7 protein-coding genes are annotated in these 19,275 nt (G+C 57.0%); all 7 read left to right on the plus strand.

Annotation, left to right across the window (positions count from 1 at the left end):
* Positions 1-197 precede the first annotated feature (197 nt).
* The 7 genes from DWV58_RS06800 to DWV58_RS06830 all read left to right on the plus strand — a co-directional run bounded on the left by DWV58_RS06800 (position 198) and on the right by DWV58_RS06830 (position 19,267).
* Positions 198-1,502: an ATP-binding protein gene (locus tag DWV58_RS06800; protein ID WP_117776617.1), complete on the plus strand. Its 1,305-nt coding sequence runs from the start codon at positions 198-200 to the stop codon at positions 1,500-1,502.
* A gap of 295 nt (positions 1,503-1,797) precedes the next feature.
* Positions 1,798-2,844, plus strand: a complete 1,047-nt coding sequence (locus DWV58_RS06805) for a hypothetical protein (RefSeq protein WP_147345867.1) — start codon at positions 1,798-1,800, stop codon at positions 2,842-2,844.
* Positions 2,845-3,684 carry a hypothetical protein gene (locus tag DWV58_RS06810; protein WP_117776619.1) on the plus strand — a complete coding sequence of 280 codons (840 nt, stop codon included), beginning with the start codon at positions 2,845-2,847 and terminating at the stop codon, positions 3,682-3,684.
* 14 nt (positions 3,685-3,698) lie between these two features.
* Positions 3,699-4,643, plus strand: coding sequence for a hypothetical protein (locus tag DWV58_RS06815; protein WP_117640496.1), 945 nt, complete (start codon positions 3,699-3,701; stop codon positions 4,641-4,643).
* Positions 4,644-4,682: 39 nt separating this feature from the next.
* Positions 4,683-15,353: a hypothetical protein gene (locus tag DWV58_RS06820; protein ID WP_117776620.1), complete on the plus strand. Its 10,671-nt coding sequence runs from the start codon at positions 4,683-4,685 to the stop codon at positions 15,351-15,353.
* A 455-nt stretch (positions 15,354-15,808) separates the two neighbouring features.
* Entirely contained in the window at positions 15,809-16,204 is a 396-nt protein-coding gene (locus tag DWV58_RS06825) for a helix-turn-helix domain-containing protein (RefSeq protein WP_117564058.1), read from the plus strand.
* 180 nt (positions 16,205-16,384) lie between these two features.
* Complete coding sequence (locus DWV58_RS06830; protein ID WP_117776621.1) at positions 16,385-19,267, plus strand: proton-conducting transporter membrane subunit; 2,883 nt, start codon at positions 16,385-16,387, stop codon at positions 19,265-19,267.
* Positions 19,268-19,275: the final 8 nt, after the last annotated feature.

Below are 19,275 nucleotides of genomic sequence, written 5' to 3' on the forward strand. Positions count from 1 at the left end.
TGTCAATAAGAGCGCCCGCTGACCAGCGGGTTCAGAAAATCCGAATCTTATGGACCCGAAAATCCGAATATTTAGAACCTGAAAATCCGAATTATATGAACACGAAAATCCGAATCGCAACCACCCGAAAATCCGAATTTGCTACAGTGGAATAGAAGAATCAGAAAGCAGGACCTGTAAATCTGCGGGGGTGGCTCATGGCGGGCGAGAGGCTACATCGGGACGGATACATCCCACGTATCGTGGATGCGCAAATCGAGCGCTACCTTCGTGTCTTTGGCGCGGTCGAGATTGCAGGCACCAAGTGGTGCGGCAAGACGTGGGCCGCGCTCGAGCACGGGGCGTCCGTCTCGTATGTCGACGAGAATCTCGACCTCGCGCGTGCCGACCCGGCGATGATGTTGCTGGGAGACCGTCCGCATATTATCGATGAGTGGCAGCGCGTTCCCCAGATTTGGGACTACGTTAGACACGAGGTCGACCGTGCCCGGGGCACGCGCGGCGCCTATATCCTCACGGGTTCCGCCACGTCTGCGTTTGGCTCAAAGGCGGAGGCACCCGCGCATAGTGGAGCCGGCCGCATCGGCCACGTCCGCATGCACCCCATGACGCTTGCCGAGACAGGTGAGTCCAACGGCAAGGTGAGCCTGGCGGGCTTGTTTGAGCATCGTTTTGAGCCCTGCCGGTGCAATGGCGATACACCGGGGCTTGTCGAAGCCGCCTGCCGCGGCGGCTGGCCCGAGGCGATCGATATGGTCTCGGCTGACGCTCAGCTCATCGCCCGCGAATATCTCAACATTACGTTTTCGAGCAGCTTCCCGGCGGTTGGTCTCGACCCCGATATTGCTCGTCGAGTCTCTGCATCGATCGCGCGCAATCTGGGACAGGCAACCACGTATAAAACGATTCTTATGGATATGTTCGGTGCCGAGGAGGAACCCGCAGCGTTTGCCGATGAGACCAAGGTGCGCAGGTACCTGGATGCCCTCAAAGGCATGTTCATTCTCGAGGAGGTCCCCGGTTGGGTTCCCGCCGCGCGCGACAAACGACGCTTTACCGTCAAGCCCAAGCGCTATCTGGCAGATCCGAGCCTTGCTTGCGCCTTGCTAGGTATGTCCTTGCAGGCGCTGCTTGCCGACTGGCAGACATTTGGTCTGGTGTTTGAGAATTTGGTCATACGCGACCTTTCGGTCTACGCACGTTCGCTCGACCTGCTGGATAGCACGCCCGTGCGCTATTATCGCGACGATTCGGGCCTTGAGTGCGATGCTATCGTGCAGCTAGCCGACGGACGGTGGGCCGCCTTTGAGATTAAGGTGAGTGAAGATAAAGCGAGCGCCGGCGTCGAGAGTCTCAAGCGCGTTCGCAAGAAGGTCTGTGGAAATCCTCGTTCACGCACACGCGAACCGGAGTTTATGGCCGTGATTGTGGGGGTGGGTGAGTACGCCCGCGAGGTCGAGGACGGTATCTACGTGATACCCGTGCGCGCGTTGGGGTGTTAAGGGGCGGCACGCCGTGTGTTCTCCGCCCGGCGCTATGGATTGGTGCAAGGGGGGTTAGGTTTGTGTGCACCATGTTGCTGCGAAGTAACCTGACCCCCTTGCACCAAGGATTTGACTTTTAAGACATCATTAAGGCTTGCGCTGTGGAGCAAACCGCAGGTCAATGCTATTCTTTTACCTTATCGTATGGTGTTGTATTCTGCCTGAATTCTATGCCTACGAGCAACGGATTGATCGCGACCAAGCGGAAAGGATGGCACGCCCACTAGCAGGGCAAACGCAAGCGATGAGTGGCATGGACCGACATAGCGAGCTCCAGCAGCACAAGACGGCGGCCGAGTACCGCCAAGCTGCCGACGAGCACGTGCGGACCCTCAAGGATTTCTGGAAGGATTTCCTGGTGAGCGGTCTGTTTGTGCTGGCCGCCATCGTTGCCATCTTTGCATGCCTGGCCTGGTTTGCCGCGAATAACCGAGTGAGTGCCACGGGGAGTACGATCGGGGCGAAGGGTCCGCGGTTTGTGCTCTCGGGAACGCAGGGCGGCACGGCGGGCAAGTACGACGCCCAGGACAACTACGCGTCGGACAGTACAAGCCTTGCCGTGAACAATCTTTTCAACCTCAATAACATGAGTGCCGATGGCAGTCTCTCTCCGGGGTCGGCTGGTCAGCTCCAGCTCAACGTCAAGCCGCTCTGCAACGACCTGCACGATATCACGGTGGAGATGACCTGGGAGATTTCCGTCCAGACGAGTGCTGTCGGCATGGGCTCCGCTGCGGATGCATCGAAAAACGAAGAGATCATCAACTCGCTTAAAGATTTGGTGCGCGGTCATATCCTGGTTTTTCAGGGCAAAGACACCTCTGGCTTTTACTCCAATCCGCTGGTCCCCACGACAATCACGGTGACCCAGGACGGAGCCAGCGTTACCGTCATCACGCAGAGCTTTACCATTCCGGCGTCGGACTTTTGCCCTGCGGACTCAAATAGCACGACCAAAACCGTACCCAAAACCCTCTACTGGATTTGGTCGGAGCAGTTTAAGAGCTACGTTCGCACGGGCAACGCCGGCTACGGTGGCAACCTTTTTGCGAGCACGGACCCCGCCGCGGGATACGCAGCCCTCGTCGGCGACATCAACAATAACCACGCGCGCTATTTCCGCGCCGATAGCACGAGCGTGCCAGGTCAGGCGCCTAGCGCGGTTCCGCCTGTCGGAGCCGGCATGTCCTCTGCGGATGTGGAAACCTGCGCCAGCTACTACAACAACGCCGACGAGATTATCGGCAAGAACGTCAAGTACATTCGCGTGCGCTTCACCGCCAAGGAGGCGGATAAATAAATGGACGAGCAGCTTAATGCCCGCGAGCAGGGCGATATCAAACACAACGAAGGAGCGGCAAACCCCGGCGGCAACGGGTTCGGCTCGCACGGCGAAGCGCGTCCGGCTGGCCGCATCGAGCGCATCAAGGCTTGGGTGAGCGACCACCGTCGCGAATCCCTGGCCATCGTGGGTCTGGTGGCCGCGCTTCTCGTGTTGCTGGGATTGACGCTCGGATGGTTCGTCGATGCCAATCGCGGCTCCACCGTCGGCAAGATCAAGGAGCCGGCAGAGCTCAAGGTGCTGGGCCCCAACGCTACGGCAACAGAGCAGATCGACCTGAGCTACAACCCCGAATACGGCGATACCAAGACTGGCAGCACGGTGACGCTCAAGCGCCCGTTTTGCGTGCAGACGGGCGGCGACGGGTTTGAGCTGCAGCTTGCGAATACGACCAACATTACGGGTCTCACTATCGAGCTGTACAGAGCCGAGAACACGTCTGCGCTCCAGACGCCCGACGTGAGCGGTACCGCAGACGGCAAATCTTATAGCTGGAAAGCAACCGGAGAGAACCTGCTGACGAGCTTCGAATATATCAACAAGGAGAACGACGGTCTGGCAGCCGTGCCGGGCGAGGGCGCAAGCGACCCTACATTCAAGGACTATCAAAACGTCCAGCGCAACGCGCGCCCGCTCTACCGATACAAGAAATTCGGCAAAGGCGACCTCAACGCTAAGACACTCGACAACTCGACTGGCAATGACACGCTTAACTTTATCATCAAGCTTTCGTGGGACGAGAGCGCCAAAGAGACCGACGTGATTTACCTGATCGCGCGCAACACGAGCGGCAAGTAGGAGAGGGGGCGCACATGGAGAAGCAAGAGAAACAGCAGGATGCCGAGCGCGAGCAGCTGGCAAAAAGCAAGAGCCTAGTCAAGAACAAGCTGGTTGTGGCGGCAATCGCACTTATTTGCGCCGTGGCGCTCGTGACGGGTGGCTACTTTACCTATTCCGCCTACACCGCCAACGGATTTCTAAAGTCCGTCGCCGCAACGGGCACTGCGCAGAGCCTATTTGCAAGCGATTTGCTCACGGGCTATATGAGTGCGCCTAGCCCCGACGAGCTCGCCCGTGCCCAGCGCTCCGTTACGGTGTATCCCAACAACGGGCAGTGCAACTTTACCTTTAGCATCTACAACTACTTGCTGGGCAACAGCAACTTCTGCAACGACAAAAATGTGACATACACCTTGACGGTCGAGGGGCACGGGCTCGATGGCGCCACGTGGAGCTATGCGCCCCAGCCCGGTAGCAGCGTCACGCTTCCGGAGAATCAACCTACCAAGAACGACTACACCGTGACCTTCCCCGAGGCTAAGTTGGGACAAGCATACTTTGTGATTAAGGCCACGGTCGTATCGGAGAAGAGCCCCGGCACCGAGCTAGCCTGTCTGGCGGCGAAAGTCGTGCCGTCAAAGAGGGCCGAGGTCAAGACCGCTGCGGTTGAGGGCGCGCTGGTCGATGAGGCTGGCAAGTTTGCTGATTACGCTGCATACAACTACCGCGTGACGGTTACGGGCGCACTGGCAAACGTCACGCTCACGTGGGGGGAGAACGTGGAGATCGACCCGTTCTTTGAGACCAACCATAGCGCGACGGTGGATGCTGCAGCTCGCAAGGCTACGTTCACCATGGAGCCGGGTTCGATGGTCGTCAACTTTTACCGAGCGGACGGCAAAACGCCCGGTGGCTGGGGCGACCTGGACATTAGCGTGAGCGGAACTACTCTGACGGGCGCGACGGAGACTCGATAACTCTGGAAGCGGAGTTTTAGGATAAGAGGTACGGAATCGATGAGAACGGCAAAGCGCATATTCGCAGAGTTCATGACGGTGGTCATGGTGCTCCAAGCATGCTCGCCCACGGTGGCTGCTGTGGCGGCAGGCTGGCAGAACATCTCGAACGAGATTGCTGCCGCATCTGCGAAGGCGTTGGATACTGCCGAGAGCGGCGAGACCAACGGCGATGTCACGATCGGGTCTGGGTCGAGTGATGCCGGCGCCGACAGCGACAGTGCTGGGGATGACGCGGTGAAGGATGACGCTGCAGCAGGCGATACCACCGATAGCGCCACTGGTTCCGATTCCACGGGCGACCAGACGGAAGGCGACGATGCCGCTGACGATGCCGCCGCTGACGACGCCGAGCAAGATGCCGATGATGCGACTTCGGAGGACGCTGATGCCCAGGCGGGTGCGACGATCACGGATTTGAATAAGCTCGTCGAGCTGCTCGAGAAGAACGGCGCGGAAAGCATCGTGCGCAAAGACGACGAGAGCGGAATCCGAAGCCTCGATGTCAAGTCGTCGGAGGCGTTCGCTGTCCTGTCTAACGCCGACGCTTCGCTTTACTATGATGCGCAGATCAAGGTTATCATCACGGGCGATGCGAAGCTCACCGAGTCGGCTAATAACGGCATGTCTTTCCAGGGTCTTGGCAGTGATGAATGTCCGTTTGAAGGCAGGATCTATAGGGACGTTGATAGTCCCGTCGAGCTTACGACTGATCGGACGGTTTTTAATAACCTCAAGCTGTCTGACCAAAACAAAACGGTCAGGATAAAGTGGGTAGGCGCGACTAGCTATAGCGCACCGATGGTCGCTTCGAAGGTCAGCGGTGCGGAAAACGGCGAAGAGAGCAAGACACTCATCGCGTCGGTTGACATCGTGGAACCCGTGAACGTTGATGTGAAGGATGCGACTTCCGCCTTGACGGCACCCCTCCTGGGTGCGACGACGGGCGACCTTGCTGCGAACGTTACCTATAGCCTCACCGATTCTCGAAAGAATCTCAACGCGAATGCGACGGGCAACATTGGCTTGATTGCCAACACGGTCGAGAGCGGGAGCTTGACGGTTGAGTCCGTCACGTTCCCCAACGATCTGACCTCAGGCGGAGCCGTCAAAACGAGCTCTGGCAACGCTGGCCTGCTCGTAGGCGAAGTCAAGGACGGTGCGACCCTGAGCATTGGCACTCTGGCAAACGTTCCCACCGCCACCGTCCAGTCTACGAACGGCTCCGCCGGTGGCGTTGTAGGACTCGTTGGCTCGAGCACGGGTGCCATGGTCAACGTCGCGAAAGCTCTCGACCTACACGCGCTCACCGTCAAGGGCACAACTGCCAGCGGCGGTTTTATTGGTAAAGCGACCGTGCTCACACTGGGCGCGGATAATAAGCAGATTGGGTGTCCTCTAAATATTGGCGACGAGAACAGCGCTTGCTCTGGTGGCGTTATCGGCGACGTGAGCTTTGCGCAAGGATTTGCCGTTACGTCCAATATGTTCGACCTGGGCGACCTTGTGACTCTTGGTGCGTCGCAGCGCGCCGGCGCTCTTTTTGGCATGGCCGATATCTCTAATGGAGACATCGTGGTGCAAGGCGGGACGTATAAGAGCAAACTCGCCTTACCAGAAGATGTTAGTGTCAACGGCAGCTACGGCGGCCTTGTCGGCAAGGTGTTCGCGACGAAAACGGACGACGACGGCGCTTTGCGCGCCTTTGTTGTTGAAAAGGATGCAGATAATAAGAATACGTGCTCAATTGAGTTTGACCTTGCGAGCAAGTTGTCCGACGCAGGCGGCGTTGTTGGCTATGTTGGCGATAGCGCAAATCCTAACTCGCAGCCCGTTGCCGTTGTCTTCAACGGCGTGACGGTTGCGTGCAAGGGAGATGCTTCGGCGCGAACGGGTACCGGAAAGTTCGGTGGCGCCGTGGGCGTTGTCGATACGCGCAATGTCCTTGACGTGCGAGATTTCAAACTTACAAGCGACAATCCTATCGGTAAGGCGCAAAGCAACCGTGCCGCGGGAATTGCGGGATCCGCGTGGAATGCTGTAATCAAATTCAGCGGCATCACGGATCTGTCGGGCGCAAGTTTTGCCGAGAACGCCACGACGGGTCAGCTCGTATACGAGAACCACAACGCGCTGATCTTCGCTGCCGGCAATGGCTCTAATGGTGATCTGGGAGACAAGGGCGCTGCGGTCTGGACCTTCAAGCGTAGCAACTCAGCCTCAAAGACGGACGACATCGCGACCTACGGTGAAGTTGTTCGTCTGGGCGGCGACTTCATTAAGCTTGATGTGGACACTCATAAGTTGACCTTGCCGGATTCGCTGACGGCAGCTAACGGTGCCTACGCCCTAACCACAGCTGAGGATTTCGCCAAGCTTGCGATTACCTGGCAAACCAACGGCTACTACTCGATGGTTGACGGCGTTACCGAAAACAACCTTAACGGCTTGCAGTCCTCGACCATTACGGTGAACGGCACTATTGATCTCAAGGGCACGGGCCTGACGGGTTTCACGCAGGATCGTGCAGACGGCTCGCAAGTTTTCTCGGGAACGTTGAACGGTGGCGGCACAATCAATCTTGCCGTCGGCGAGGCGTACGGCAAGCGTGGTGAAGACGTGCTCGACGGCAATAACACGAGCAACGGCAACGGCAAAATCTACCGCCACGGCCGCTTGGGCTTGTTCGCGGCCGTCAACGGTGCAACCATCTCCAACGTCACAATCGCTGGCTCCATGAAGTTCGATAACGGTTCGGCTATCGATGCCGGGTCGCTTGCGTGTGCCATCGTCGGCAACCTGTCATTGTCTGGCGTAACGTGCAAAACGAATATCGCGTGCGATGATACGTTTGCCAATGACGTGAACATTGGCGGTATTGCGGGCAGCGTGCTGGCGGCTTCTACGGTTGCGTTTAAGGATAACAGCAAGGCTCAAGCGACCATCGCTGCAACTAAAACGCTTAACGGCAATAGTCGCATTGGCGGCGCCATTGGTTATGCGGGCGATTATGGCTCGTCATTCAATGTTGCGGGCCTCGAAGTCGCCGGATCAATCGAAACTGGCGATTGCGCCGGCGGCAAGATTGCCCAAGTCGGTGGTCTTATCGGCTGCATCGCACAGAGTACCTACAATGCAGGGACAATAGCCAACTCAGCTGATAAGTACGTGAACATTTCGGGCCTTTCGTTCAATTCATTCGAAATGAAAGTCGGCAGGAACGGCGATAAGCTCAATGGCACGGGTGGTTTCTTGGGTTATAGCTGGGGCAACGCGGTCGTAACTATCGGAGATGAGAGCATTAACAAGAATGAAAACTCTTATGCTCTGAAAACGACCAACGCTTCTATAACCGCGACTGCGGATGATTCCAAGGAACTCGGTGGTCTTGTATACGCCGCGAGCGGCCACTGGATTATCAACAACTATGCCATCGATCTCTCGGGCACAACCATTAATGCGGGCGCCGCTCAGACGCTCGGCGTTCTAGTTTGCCGCGGCTGCAAGGTGGATGATAAGACGACATATGGCGTCGAGAGCTACCTAGGCCTGTACTTGGAGGACAGGGCTTATTGGGATACCGCCTATAGGGTGCCCACCGGCGAGGGGGCCATCGTTGCGTCGGGCGTAACGTCCTTCGATGAATGGGTTGGCAGCGGTGTAAAACCAAACAACGGCAGCAAGCTCATGGACGCCGACTGGAACACGGTCGTTTCGCTACACACACAGAAAAACAAGCTGGACATGGACGGCGATTCCACAAAAGACAACAGCTACCATAATCGCTCGTCTTTCGGTCGAAGCCAGAATACGAACGGCAATACCCGCTACTTCTACAACCTCGACATAGCCTCTAAGAATTGTGAAGGCGGCTTTAGTGGCAGTCAAATCGATACAGCGGAAAAGCTGCTCTTATGGTCTGCTTACCGTTATGCTCCCGAAGGTATTCGTTCGACAATCGTTCCCAATGGCACGACAGGGCTCGATGATTCCATAACCATAACGGGTACAATCGATTTGGCCGGCTACAGCTATTATCCAACTCAGCCGAGCGGAGAGGTGACGGTTGAGAATGCGACCATTACCTTCTGTTACTCCAAGATCAAGGCCGAGCAGAATGGCAACAAGCTAAATTCCGATGCTACCCAGCACGAGAACATGCACTGCGGTCTTTTTCGAACGGTGGCAAACGGCGATCTCACAGTAAAAAACGTCACTTTGCGTGGTACTGTTGGGCCCGTTATTAATGACGGAAAGAGCTCTGAAGACACTGATGGAGCAAGCGGAAGCTCTTCGGGCGCGCTCGTGTGCCGCTACGTGTATGGGTCCAGCGACGGCAATGGCACCAAGATTAGAAAGATCTCAATTGATGGTCTTACGCTCAACAATCTGATTGTCGACGGCGCCAACAGCGCCACGGATGCTAACGCCTATATGCCTCTGCTCATCAACGAGATGCAGAAGTACGTGAGCCTGAACGCGAAGAATATCAAGACTACTGGGTACACGAGTGACACCAAGGCGGCTACGTCGCTGTTCGGAAAGCTTGGTGTAGGCAGTGAGGCCGATCAGGTGACGGCAAAGTTTGAGCAAATCAGCTTGCCCAGCCAAAAGAATAAAACGATCTTCACCCATGCGAGCCTGCTGGAGAGTTTTGGCTACGGAAGCACGAGCACGGGCTCTGCGGACTACACCTTTACTAAGGCCGATGCCGATGCCGATGCAGGCAAGGTGACATACGGATCTGAGATTGATGGGAGTACGGAGTACCCGGGCAAGCAGCTTTGGTATTACGACGAAGCGACGTATGGTGCCGTGAGCGGCTATGTGACGGTTGATGGTAAGAAGGACGGTGACGTCAGGCCTTGGTTTGGTGGCTATCTTCCTTATGTTTATAAGGGAAAGGCCACCGAGAGCGGCGTCCAATATCATGAAATTAAAGTCAACCAGCGCATTCCAAAGCTGGTAGAGGGATGCGGCACATATGGCGATCCGTATGCCGTTAAGGACGCGACTGAGATGAACGCCATCGCCAACTACATCAACAACCAAACTGCGCTCGACGGTTGGGAGGTCACCATTGCCGTCAACCAGAGTACGCTCTGTACTCGCCGCAGCGACAATAAAACCGACAATGAGGTTACGTACGTCTATAAGCAGGCGAAAGACACTGGGAAGAAGTGGGAAAAGAAGACCGGCGACACCACTGATCCTTCGGCCACACTTTCCGACGAGATGATGCACCGCTATATCCAAAGCGCGTACTACAGTATTGAACCTACCGGGGGTAATACGATCACCCTCGACGGCGCATCGTTTGGCGGTTTTGGCAACAAAGCCAACCCGTTCCGTGGCGTCATCGTTGGCAACCCTAAAGGTGATAAAAAGGCAACCATCAAGATAGAGAATAACGAGGGTTCGCTTCGCGGCCTTATTCCCTATAGTTACGGCAGCGTGGTGCGCGATCTGAATATTCGCTATGTGAACGCGTCGGCGACTATTACTTATTCTGCCAAGGATGCCGACGGTGTTCCGACGTCGTTCTTCGGTGGCGTTATCGGCTGCATCCTTGGCGGCGATAACATTATCGACGGTGTGGCCGTGAATGGGACAACGCCCGATAACTCCACAACCGGCTTTACGGTTGCTGGTGGCGGAACTAAGCCACATCTTGTTCCCATCGGCGGTTACGTTGGTGCCATTGCGGGCGGCGGTGTGATCTTCCGCAATATGTCAGGGACGTCTTGGCGCGCTGGAACCAGCGACAAGTCTCAGGGTCTTGGAACGGGCAACTTCCGGCAGTACGACAATCCCTACGTTGGTCGTGTGATTGATGGCTATGCCTTTAGCGAGGGCTGCAAAGTCGAAAACGGTAACGCTAACTACAAGATCAACGAGCTCACAAACAAGGGAGCTGCCTGCGTCACTACCACGGGCACCGACAACAAGTATATCGGCACTGATGCCGAGGCACCCGTGACCACGGTGGAAAACGCCCAGGGCCTTTTGGTGCTCTCGGCCATCATTAGCTCGGGTGCGGGTGCTGGAGCGGCACATACTGACTACGCTAATTATGGCGTGTTCCGCGGCTCCAAGGCGTACTGGGGCAGCGATAAGCAGGACCCGGCGATAAACGGCTACCTGTTTGGCAACAAGGAATATGGTAAGGTGCGAAATGCCAGCTACGACTGCGTGGGCAAGCCTGCGAGCGCTTCCGGCGATTTCGAAACCGCCAAAAACGATGACCAGAAGGCCCCGGGCAAACAGGGGTGGCACGGCCCGCTCAACCATGATGACGATGTAAATTCGCCCTACCTGGTGGCGTCCTACGCTGCCGACTACCAAACGGGCTACGTGTGCGCGTCGAAATCGATCGGCATGAGCCTGGAGTTCAAGGAAAATGCCACCTATGATATGACTGGCTACGGCACGGGATACGTGGGTCTCAGCGGCCGTTACTATTCCAATGCTTGCAGCTCGAACGAGGCGTCCACCGATCGCGACCGCATCACGCCGCACGTGGCAACGATCGACGGCAACGGGGCCACCATCACGGTGGGCACCAAAGATGCCACTTACGGCGTCGTCGAATATGCCGATGACGACTATAAGGTCTCGGGCGTGGGCGGCCTATTCAGCACCGTGATGTTCACCTCAACCAATGTGGGGCAGAGCGTCACCGCGAATGACGGCGCTCAGGTCAAAGACCTCACCTTTAGTAACTGCAACGTATCGCTCACGTACAAAGACGCCAACGGTAGCATTGCCTCGGGACCGGCATCGAACGACCTCATCGGCACCGGCCTTTTGGCGGGCGCAACGGCCAACTACGACGGCAACACGCGTGGCGTCTACCGCAACGTACAGATGAAGAACTGCACCGTGTTGGGCGCAAAGAGCGTAGGAGGGCTTCTTGGCAGCTCGGGCCGTACCAGCCGAAGGACGGATAACGACGTGACCTATATGGTCAATTTCGGCTCCGGCACGCAGGCGCCCGCGAATCTCTGTGACTGCTCATACACTGGCCTTAGCGTCACGGGCGAGAAGTACGTTGGCGGCTATGTGGGTGCGATCGCCTCGCCGTGCGGCGTGTGGACAACCGCGGCCACAGGGGTATACGAGAAGACTATTGGCAAAAACTCGACCATAACCGCCACGGGTACAACACCCTACGTGGGCGGCGTGTTCGGTTATACCTCCAGTAACGTATCGGTGAACACCAAAATTGGCATCACGGAAGCCGTCGCATCGAGCACGGCAGTCATCTCTGGGGTAAATGTACTCGCCACCGGGTCGAACACCGATAAGTACATGGGCGCCGGCGGTGTGGTCGGAAGCGCCTATAGAGGCGTTATTTCTATAAGCAACGTGCGCATTGATGCCGGAGGCGATGCCAAGAGCGCCATCATCGGCGATGCCACCGGAACGAACAATAGCATCCGTAATGCGGGCGGCTTGATTGGCGAGGTCACGAGCAGTGGCAGCCCCAACACGTACTGGTTTGAGGACTGTAGCGTCGAGAATATCAACATTGCCGGCACCGACCAATGCTCGGGCGGACTTATCGGCTACTACTTCAGCAATGTGAACATAGCCTGCAACAATATCGCGATTGAGAGCGCCACGATCAAGGGCAGGTGGAGCGGCGGTCTACTTGGCGCGATTAACAGCGGTGCCGACGTCATCAACGTCACCAACACAAAGGTATCTAACACAACGTTTGGCGGAACCTCCAACGGCGGCATTGCGGGCGACGGACGCGGCCAGTTCCATCTGGTAAACGTGCTCATGGACAGCAATACCTACAAATTGGGCTCTAAGCAGGGCGTGCTCTTAGGCGAGGTTGACACAAACGGCTATAGCCTCTCCGCAGCGGGCGTGAACGTAAAGCTCGGCAACGGCAAGACCACGCGTGATCTGCCGCCGATGGTTTACACGACCAATGCGGCCGCCGTAAACATGAAGTCGTATATCGCGTTTGGTGACTATAACGACACACTGGAAGCACCTGACAAGGGGATCACGCTCTACGGCGCGGACAATACCGCCACCACGGCAGCGAGCCCGTATGTGACCACGAGCCCCGTAAGCACGCTGGCGGCGCGTGCCTCCGACAACGACACCACCGATCGCTACCTGTTTGGCGACGGCGCCACCATCGACACCGCGGCGACCGTCCAGAGCGAGGCAGGCACCGGTGTTGCCGATCGCTACACCTACACGAATATCGGCGGCATTAATGACAACGGCGCCTATCAAAATAAGTCGAGCTACGATGCCTCATCCGTGGCCAGTAAGTTCAATTCGAATAATGATACAAGCAGCAACCAAGCCACAGCGGATTTCCCCGTTTTGGTGATCTCTGGCAACGACAACACGACGGTCAAGAGCTATCTAAACATCGTCACGAACGGCGGCTTCTCCGATGCCTGCAGATTGAATAACGAGAATGGCACCAATCCGCACGTGACGGCCAAAGCAGAGGTTTTCCAACTCAAGGACGGTGTGTTCGTTAAAGACGGTGACGCGTCGAACAATCCCACGCTTCGCGTAGTGAACAATGGCAAGAACAATATGTCGTTTAGCCCAAGCTCCGATTGGGACAACGGCAAAGGTCGCTTTACGCTCCTGACCGTTACCTTTACCGAGGCGGGTCAGAGCTACAACGTTCAGGTGCCGATCATCGTTAAGCGCAAGCTCGAGATCGATTTCACTGCAACGTATGATTACGGCACTCAATTTAAAGAAAAAGACTACGCTAACCTTGGAAAAGATGCACACGTGCTTACGAGCTTTGGCGAGCCGATGACGGGTCTGCTTACCTGGACATACAATTCTGCCAATGGGAAGGAAGTCGACTTTGGCTGGGACAGCTATATGGCTGCTGGCGGCTCGATGAAGGGGCTCGGCAAGAGTATCCTCTTCAATGGTGCCGACGGAAGGTTGCCCCAGGGCACCCAGCTTACGCTCATCGATGCGAACGTTGATGGCAAGGCCGGTGGCAGAGAGTATCACTATACGGTGGGCGAAGGCGGAGCAACGAGCGTTTCCCTGAGCGGAAACGACGGCTTTAAGGATTCTGCGGGCAATCCATATCAGGAGCGATGGCTGAGCGAGATCTTGGGTGTGTCGGCCACGCAGGATGGCGCCGGCACATGGACCGTGTGTGATAACGAGGCAGAGGCGACCGCTAAAGCGAAACTCGATGGCAAGTGGACGCTGTTTAAGGTTGCGGGTGCTGACGTTCCCAGCAACAGTCGCTATACGCTAAAGGTACCCAAGGAGAAGGATACCGGCAGAGAGAAGCGTGCATCGGAGAGCGTCTACCTAGTTGTCAACGTGCCCAAGTCGGGCGACGGCGTGACGCAAGCTAGTATCAACGGTTTTACGGCTTCGTCTATTGACTCGAATTCTTCGGGTGGCCGCATATCTTGGAATCTGCATCATGTTTTACGCACCGATGGCAGCGACGATATTCAAAACAGTACGGCATCGACATACAGCATCTTGTCCAATTATGAGCAGAATGTAGTCGACAAAAAAGATGGGGCGTGCATTCCGGTTTCGAAGTCGGAGGACGGTGCCGCCTACGTTCTTTCTCTCGATGTCATGGATACGGTTACGTTTAGCCCGAGCCAATACTATACAGAGAGCGACCATCTGTTCTATCAGCTCGATACATCGCTGTGTCGCTATGGCGCCAACAACAACCTAATGGGAGTAAGCAGTTTCCCGAGCGGAACTTCGGCAATTGCGAAGTTCTATGTTGCCATCGGCAATCAGAACTACAGGTGGAGTGGCAGCGATTGGGAGCCGTATGACGCTTCGACGCCTGCGTTTACACAGATTGTGACGGATACGGGTGATGACTCACTGAGGCTCACGCTCGACCATGACCTTGCCGGAATCCGCAAGCGTGCAGCGGGCGGATCCTTTACCGTGCGTACGGTAGTGGAAGAGATTCGCCTTACGCCGGACGGCTGCAACAAGGTTATCTCCCTGTCCAAGCAGTCTGGCGAGGACGCCTGTACCAAGATGTCCTATACCGCCAAGCTTTCGACGCGTAAGGAAGGCCTTAATACCTCGAGCCTGACGCAGACGAAGCGCGGTAACGTCGGGTACTATCGCATGGACACGGGTGATACGACCATTACGCTTTCTGCGCCAGATAAGTCGCAGCTTGGCATTAACGTGGACGACCTGCGTCCGATCGCGAATGGCACGATTGGTCTGGGTGCCACGTATGAACTGGGTGGACTCAGCAACGCCGCCGAGGCAATTGCGAACGCAGACTCTGTTGTGTACACGCTCTCGCTTCAGCGCCGCGGAACCGACGGCACGTATGAGAGCGTAACGGATGATATCTCAAACTACGTAACAGTGACGGAGAGTAAGCTTGCCGCGGTCGCTCCCTCCGGTAGCACGATCACCTTCACTGACTCGAAGGAGAACGGCAAGTTCAAAACGAAGAACGGTAATACGACGTTTAGCCTGCCCTTTACCGTTAAGGTCAACACGCAGGTTGAACAGCGTGAGCAGTTCTACGCGAACTATCGCTTGGTGATGACAGCGAGCCTGGTTAAGGGTGACGTGGCGAGCGCAACGCCTCAATCGCCCGACTATGTGACCTATACGCTCACGAGGGTGAACCTCAACGGCATCGACCACTAGTTCCGAAGCCAACTGGCTTCGCAAAGGGGGCGGCAACCACCCGGTTGCCGCCCCTTTTCTTGTTCTCCTGGCCTGCTGCTGCCCCAGCTTCCCACCTAGCTTTCCAGCTTTCCACCTTAGGTGGTAAGTTAAGTGGAAAGCTGGAAAGCTAGGTGGAAAGCTGGAAAGTAAGTGGAAAGTTGACATGTAGGTGCGGGCTGAAGAGGGGTTAATAATTACACAAACCATACCAGCCAAACAAAAAGATACCAATCTGGTTGGTAAAACACCGTCAATGAGCCGCGAGCTAACTAGCTGCGTAAATAAAACCTAAAGAACTGTTGCAAATTAATGGCAAATGCCCAGATGCCGCCGTACGATTTTCAATTAACTGTTACGCGCAAAACAGCAAAATGCTACTATCTAACATGCACGTAAGAAAGCAGATTAACGGTTAAGGCTAAGAAGTGGCAGGTATGTCGGAAGCAACAAGGACTCGCACGCATGCGCCCGAGGTTAGGCAGCGCGCCGTCGAGGTCCTCCAAGAGGGGGTCGGTCATCGCGCCCTCGCCGCGGAGCTCGGCATTCCCCAGGCCACGGCTCGTCAGTGGGCCCGCGCATATGCCGTGGGCGGTGCCGACGCCGTTCTCAACGCCGGTTCGCATCATCACACCTATTCGTACGAAGTTAAGCTCGCCGTGGTCAAGGACCGCTTGGAAAACGGCTTAACGGTTCGCGAGGCCATGATCAAGCACAAGATTCCTAGCGAGTCTTCGGTCAAGGCTTGGTGCCGTCAGTACCGCGAGAGCGGTGAGTCCGCACTGGTCGATAAGCCGCGCGGTCGCAAGCCGCGCGTTAAAAAGGCGGAATAGCAAACGGGATGGTGCACCCACAGGGGCGCATTTTTCTTGCCGCCCCTCTGCTCCAATGCGGGCGTGCCCTTACCCCGTACGCCTAAAACTCCCCAGTTGACCGAAAACCCGCCGCCGCTACTCCTCAATTGAGCTATAACGTTAAACAATTGCAGCGTTTTAGCATGGGGGAGTGATGGTATGACGCTACTGTATTTCCTTACCCTGTTTCCGCTGGTACCGGCGCTGGGCATGCTGCTCGCGCGCGGTGACCGCGCCCGCGATGCGGCGGGGCTCATAGGCTCCGGCATTATTATGGCGGTGACAGTTGTAGTCGCCGTCATGTTTTTTGGCACGGGTCCGCAGAGCTTTGAGGTTGCCCCCGGCACCTCGCATGTGCTCTCGATCATCAGTTCCGTTATCGACGTCATCCTGTGCGCTGTCATCCTGTACAACGCGTACAAATATAGGAACGCGCTCACCACGGTGCTCGGCATAGTCCAGCTGGTGGGCTCGCTCGCCTTTGCAGCCATGACGCTGCCCGCGGCCGAAGCCGTCACGGCAACGCCGCTCTACCTGGATTACATGAGTGTGATCATGGTGCTTGCCGTCGGCATTGTCGGCAGCCTTATCTGCGTGTACGCCCTGGGCTACATGAAGGACTTCCAGGCCCACGACGAGCACGAGGCAGCGCTGCGCGGGCAGGCGGCGCCCGACCGACGCCCGCAGTTCCTGGCGCTTATGTTCCTGTTCCTCTCGGCCATGTTCGTCATCGTGACAAGCGACAACCTTGAGTGGCTGTTCTGTGGCTGGGAAATCACCACCGTGTGCTCGTTCCTCATGATTGGCTACACGCGCACGCCCGAGGCCATCAAAAACGCTTTCACCCAGATCATCCTCAACATGCTGGGCGGCATCGCGTTTTTGGCCGGACTCATGTACCTGCACGTTAACGGCATGCCGCTGACCATCTCGGGCATGATCGAGCTTTCCAGCGCCGGAACCGCGCAATCCGCGCTGCTGGTGATGCCGGTCCTGTTGCTGTCGCTTGCCGCGCTCACCAAGGCCGCACAGATGCCGTTCCACACTTGGCTATTGGGTGCCATGGTTGCCCCCACGCCCACGAGTGCCCTGCTGCACTCGTCAACCATGGTCAAAGCCGGCGTGTTCCTGATGGTCAAGCTCAGCCCGCTCTATGCCATCTATCCCGTGACCGGCTTTATGGTCACGAGCGTGGGTGCCATCACGTTTTTGCTCGCTGCCCTCATGGCCATCTCGCAGAGCAACGCCAAACGCGTCCTCGCGTACTCCACCATTTCCAACTTGGGCCTCATCAGTGCTTGCTTGGGTGTCGGCGCGCCCGAGGCCGTATGGGCCGCCATCTTCCTGATCCTGTTCCACACGGTGGCCAAGTCGCTGCTGTTCCTGTGCGTGGGCACGGCCGAGCATCATATCGGCAGCCGCAATATCGAGGACATGGACGGTATGTTCAGCCGCATGCCGCACCTTACGCGTCTGATGATGCTGGGCATCATGGGCATGTTCGTGGCACCGTTTGGCATGCTCGTGTCCAAGTGGGGCGCCCTGGTGGCGTTCGCGCAGACCGGCAACGTGCTCATGATCATGGTGCTTGCCTTTGGCTCGGCCGCGACGTTCTTCTTCTGGGGCAAGTGGCTTGCCAAGCTTTCGGGCGTCGACCCCACGGCTCAAAACGTTGAGGTCAATGTCCATAAGACCGAATGGATGGCCCTCAACACCATCGCCGCGCTGCTGATTCTTTGCTGCGTGGCGTTCCCGCTCATCTCGAGCGGCCTGGTGTCGCCTTACTTGGCCATGGTGTTTGGCCGCGTGCCGTACGTTATTGGCAAGGACTCCATGTATCTGATGGTGGTTATCGTGGCGTTTATCGCCGTGGTGCTGCTGACTTCATTCCGCGTGAGCAACAAACCGCACGTAAACGTATATCTTTCGGGTGTGGGAACCGACAATTACCGCCATTTCCGCGGCTCGATGGGACGCGAGGTGAAGGCCGAAAAGCGCAATTGGTACTCGGAGGACGCCCTTGGCGAGAAGCGTATTGGCCCCGCGGGTAGCGTCGTATGCTGCAGCATTATCTTGTTTGCGCTGCTGTGTTGCGCGTGGATTGGGCCCGAGCGGCTTGCCATGAGCGCGCCCTCGGTGCTGCGCGGTAAGTATTTTGAAGGTTCGGGCGTCGTGGGTATTTTTATTGGCACCGTGGCGTTTGCCTTGCTGGCGCCGCTTGTGGGCGGCCTGATCGACGGTCTTGATCGCAAACTTTCGGCCCGTATGCAGGGCCGCGTGGGCCCGCGCCTGCTGCAACCCTTCTACGATGTGGCCAAGCTCCTGCGCAAGGCCCCTGCCAGCGTAAACACCATGGACGATACCTATATGGCATGTGCGCTCATCTTTACCGTTGTGGGTGGCGGCATCTTTGTGTCGGGTTCCAACACACTGCTGTGCGCCTTTATGGTGACGCTCGCCGCGATCTTTGTGGTGTTGGCGTCCGCCTCGACGCAAAGCCCGTTTGCCCAGGTTGGCGCCGACCGCGAGCTGCTGCAGGTTATGAGTTACGAGCCCGCCGTTCTGCTGATGAGCGTGGGCCTGTACCTTGCCACCGACAGCTTTGATTCCATCGCCGTGACGGGGCAGTCGGCCCCCATCATCGTGTACAGCGCGCCCATCTTCCTCGCACTGCTCGCGGTGCTTACCATCAAGCTGCGCAAGTCGCCGTTCGATCTTTCGTATTCGCATCACGCGCATCAGGAGATTGTCCAGGGCGTCGCCACCGAGATGAGCGGCGGCACGCTGGCCAAGATGACCCTTATGCACTGGTGCGAGACCGTGCTGTTTTTGATGTGGGTGGGCATGTTCTTTGTTTGGGACAACCCGGTGAGCTGGGTCGTCGCCCTGGTCGTGATGGCTGCGACGTACTTTGTCGAGGTCCTGATCGACAACACCTTTGCCCGCAGCACCTGGCGCAGCTGCTTTAAGCTCGGCTGGGGCGTGGCGCTGGTGTTTGGCCTGCTCAACCTTATGCCCATCCTCGTCGACGTGTTTATTTAGGAGGCGGC

It is taken from the genome of Collinsella sp. AF11-11 (genome assembly GCF_003465485.1).
Taxonomy (GTDB): Bacteria; Actinomycetota; Coriobacteriia; order Coriobacteriales; family Coriobacteriaceae; genus Collinsella.

Coding starts and splice junctions, on each gene's coding strand:
- DWV58_RS06825 (WP_117564058.1), top strand. CDS start 15,809: ATGTCGGAAGCAACAAGGACTCGCACGCATGCGCCCGAGGTTAGGCAG.
- DWV58_RS06805 (WP_147345867.1), top strand. CDS start 1,798: ATGGACCGACATAGCGAGCTCCAGCAGCACAAGACGGCGGCCGAGTAC.
- DWV58_RS06800 (WP_117776617.1), top strand. CDS start 198: ATGGCGGGCGAGAGGCTACATCGGGACGGATACATCCCACGTATCGTG.
- DWV58_RS06815 (WP_117640496.1), top strand. CDS start 3,699: ATGGAGAAGCAAGAGAAACAGCAGGATGCCGAGCGCGAGCAGCTGGCA.
- DWV58_RS06810 (WP_117776619.1), top strand. CDS start 2,845: ATGGACGAGCAGCTTAATGCCCGCGAGCAGGGCGATATCAAACACAAC.
- DWV58_RS06820 (WP_117776620.1), top strand. CDS start 4,683: ATGAGAACGGCAAAGCGCATATTCGCAGAGTTCATGACGGTGGTCATG.
- DWV58_RS06830 (WP_117776621.1), top strand. CDS start 16,385: ATGACGCTACTGTATTTCCTTACCCTGTTTCCGCTGGTACCGGCGCTG.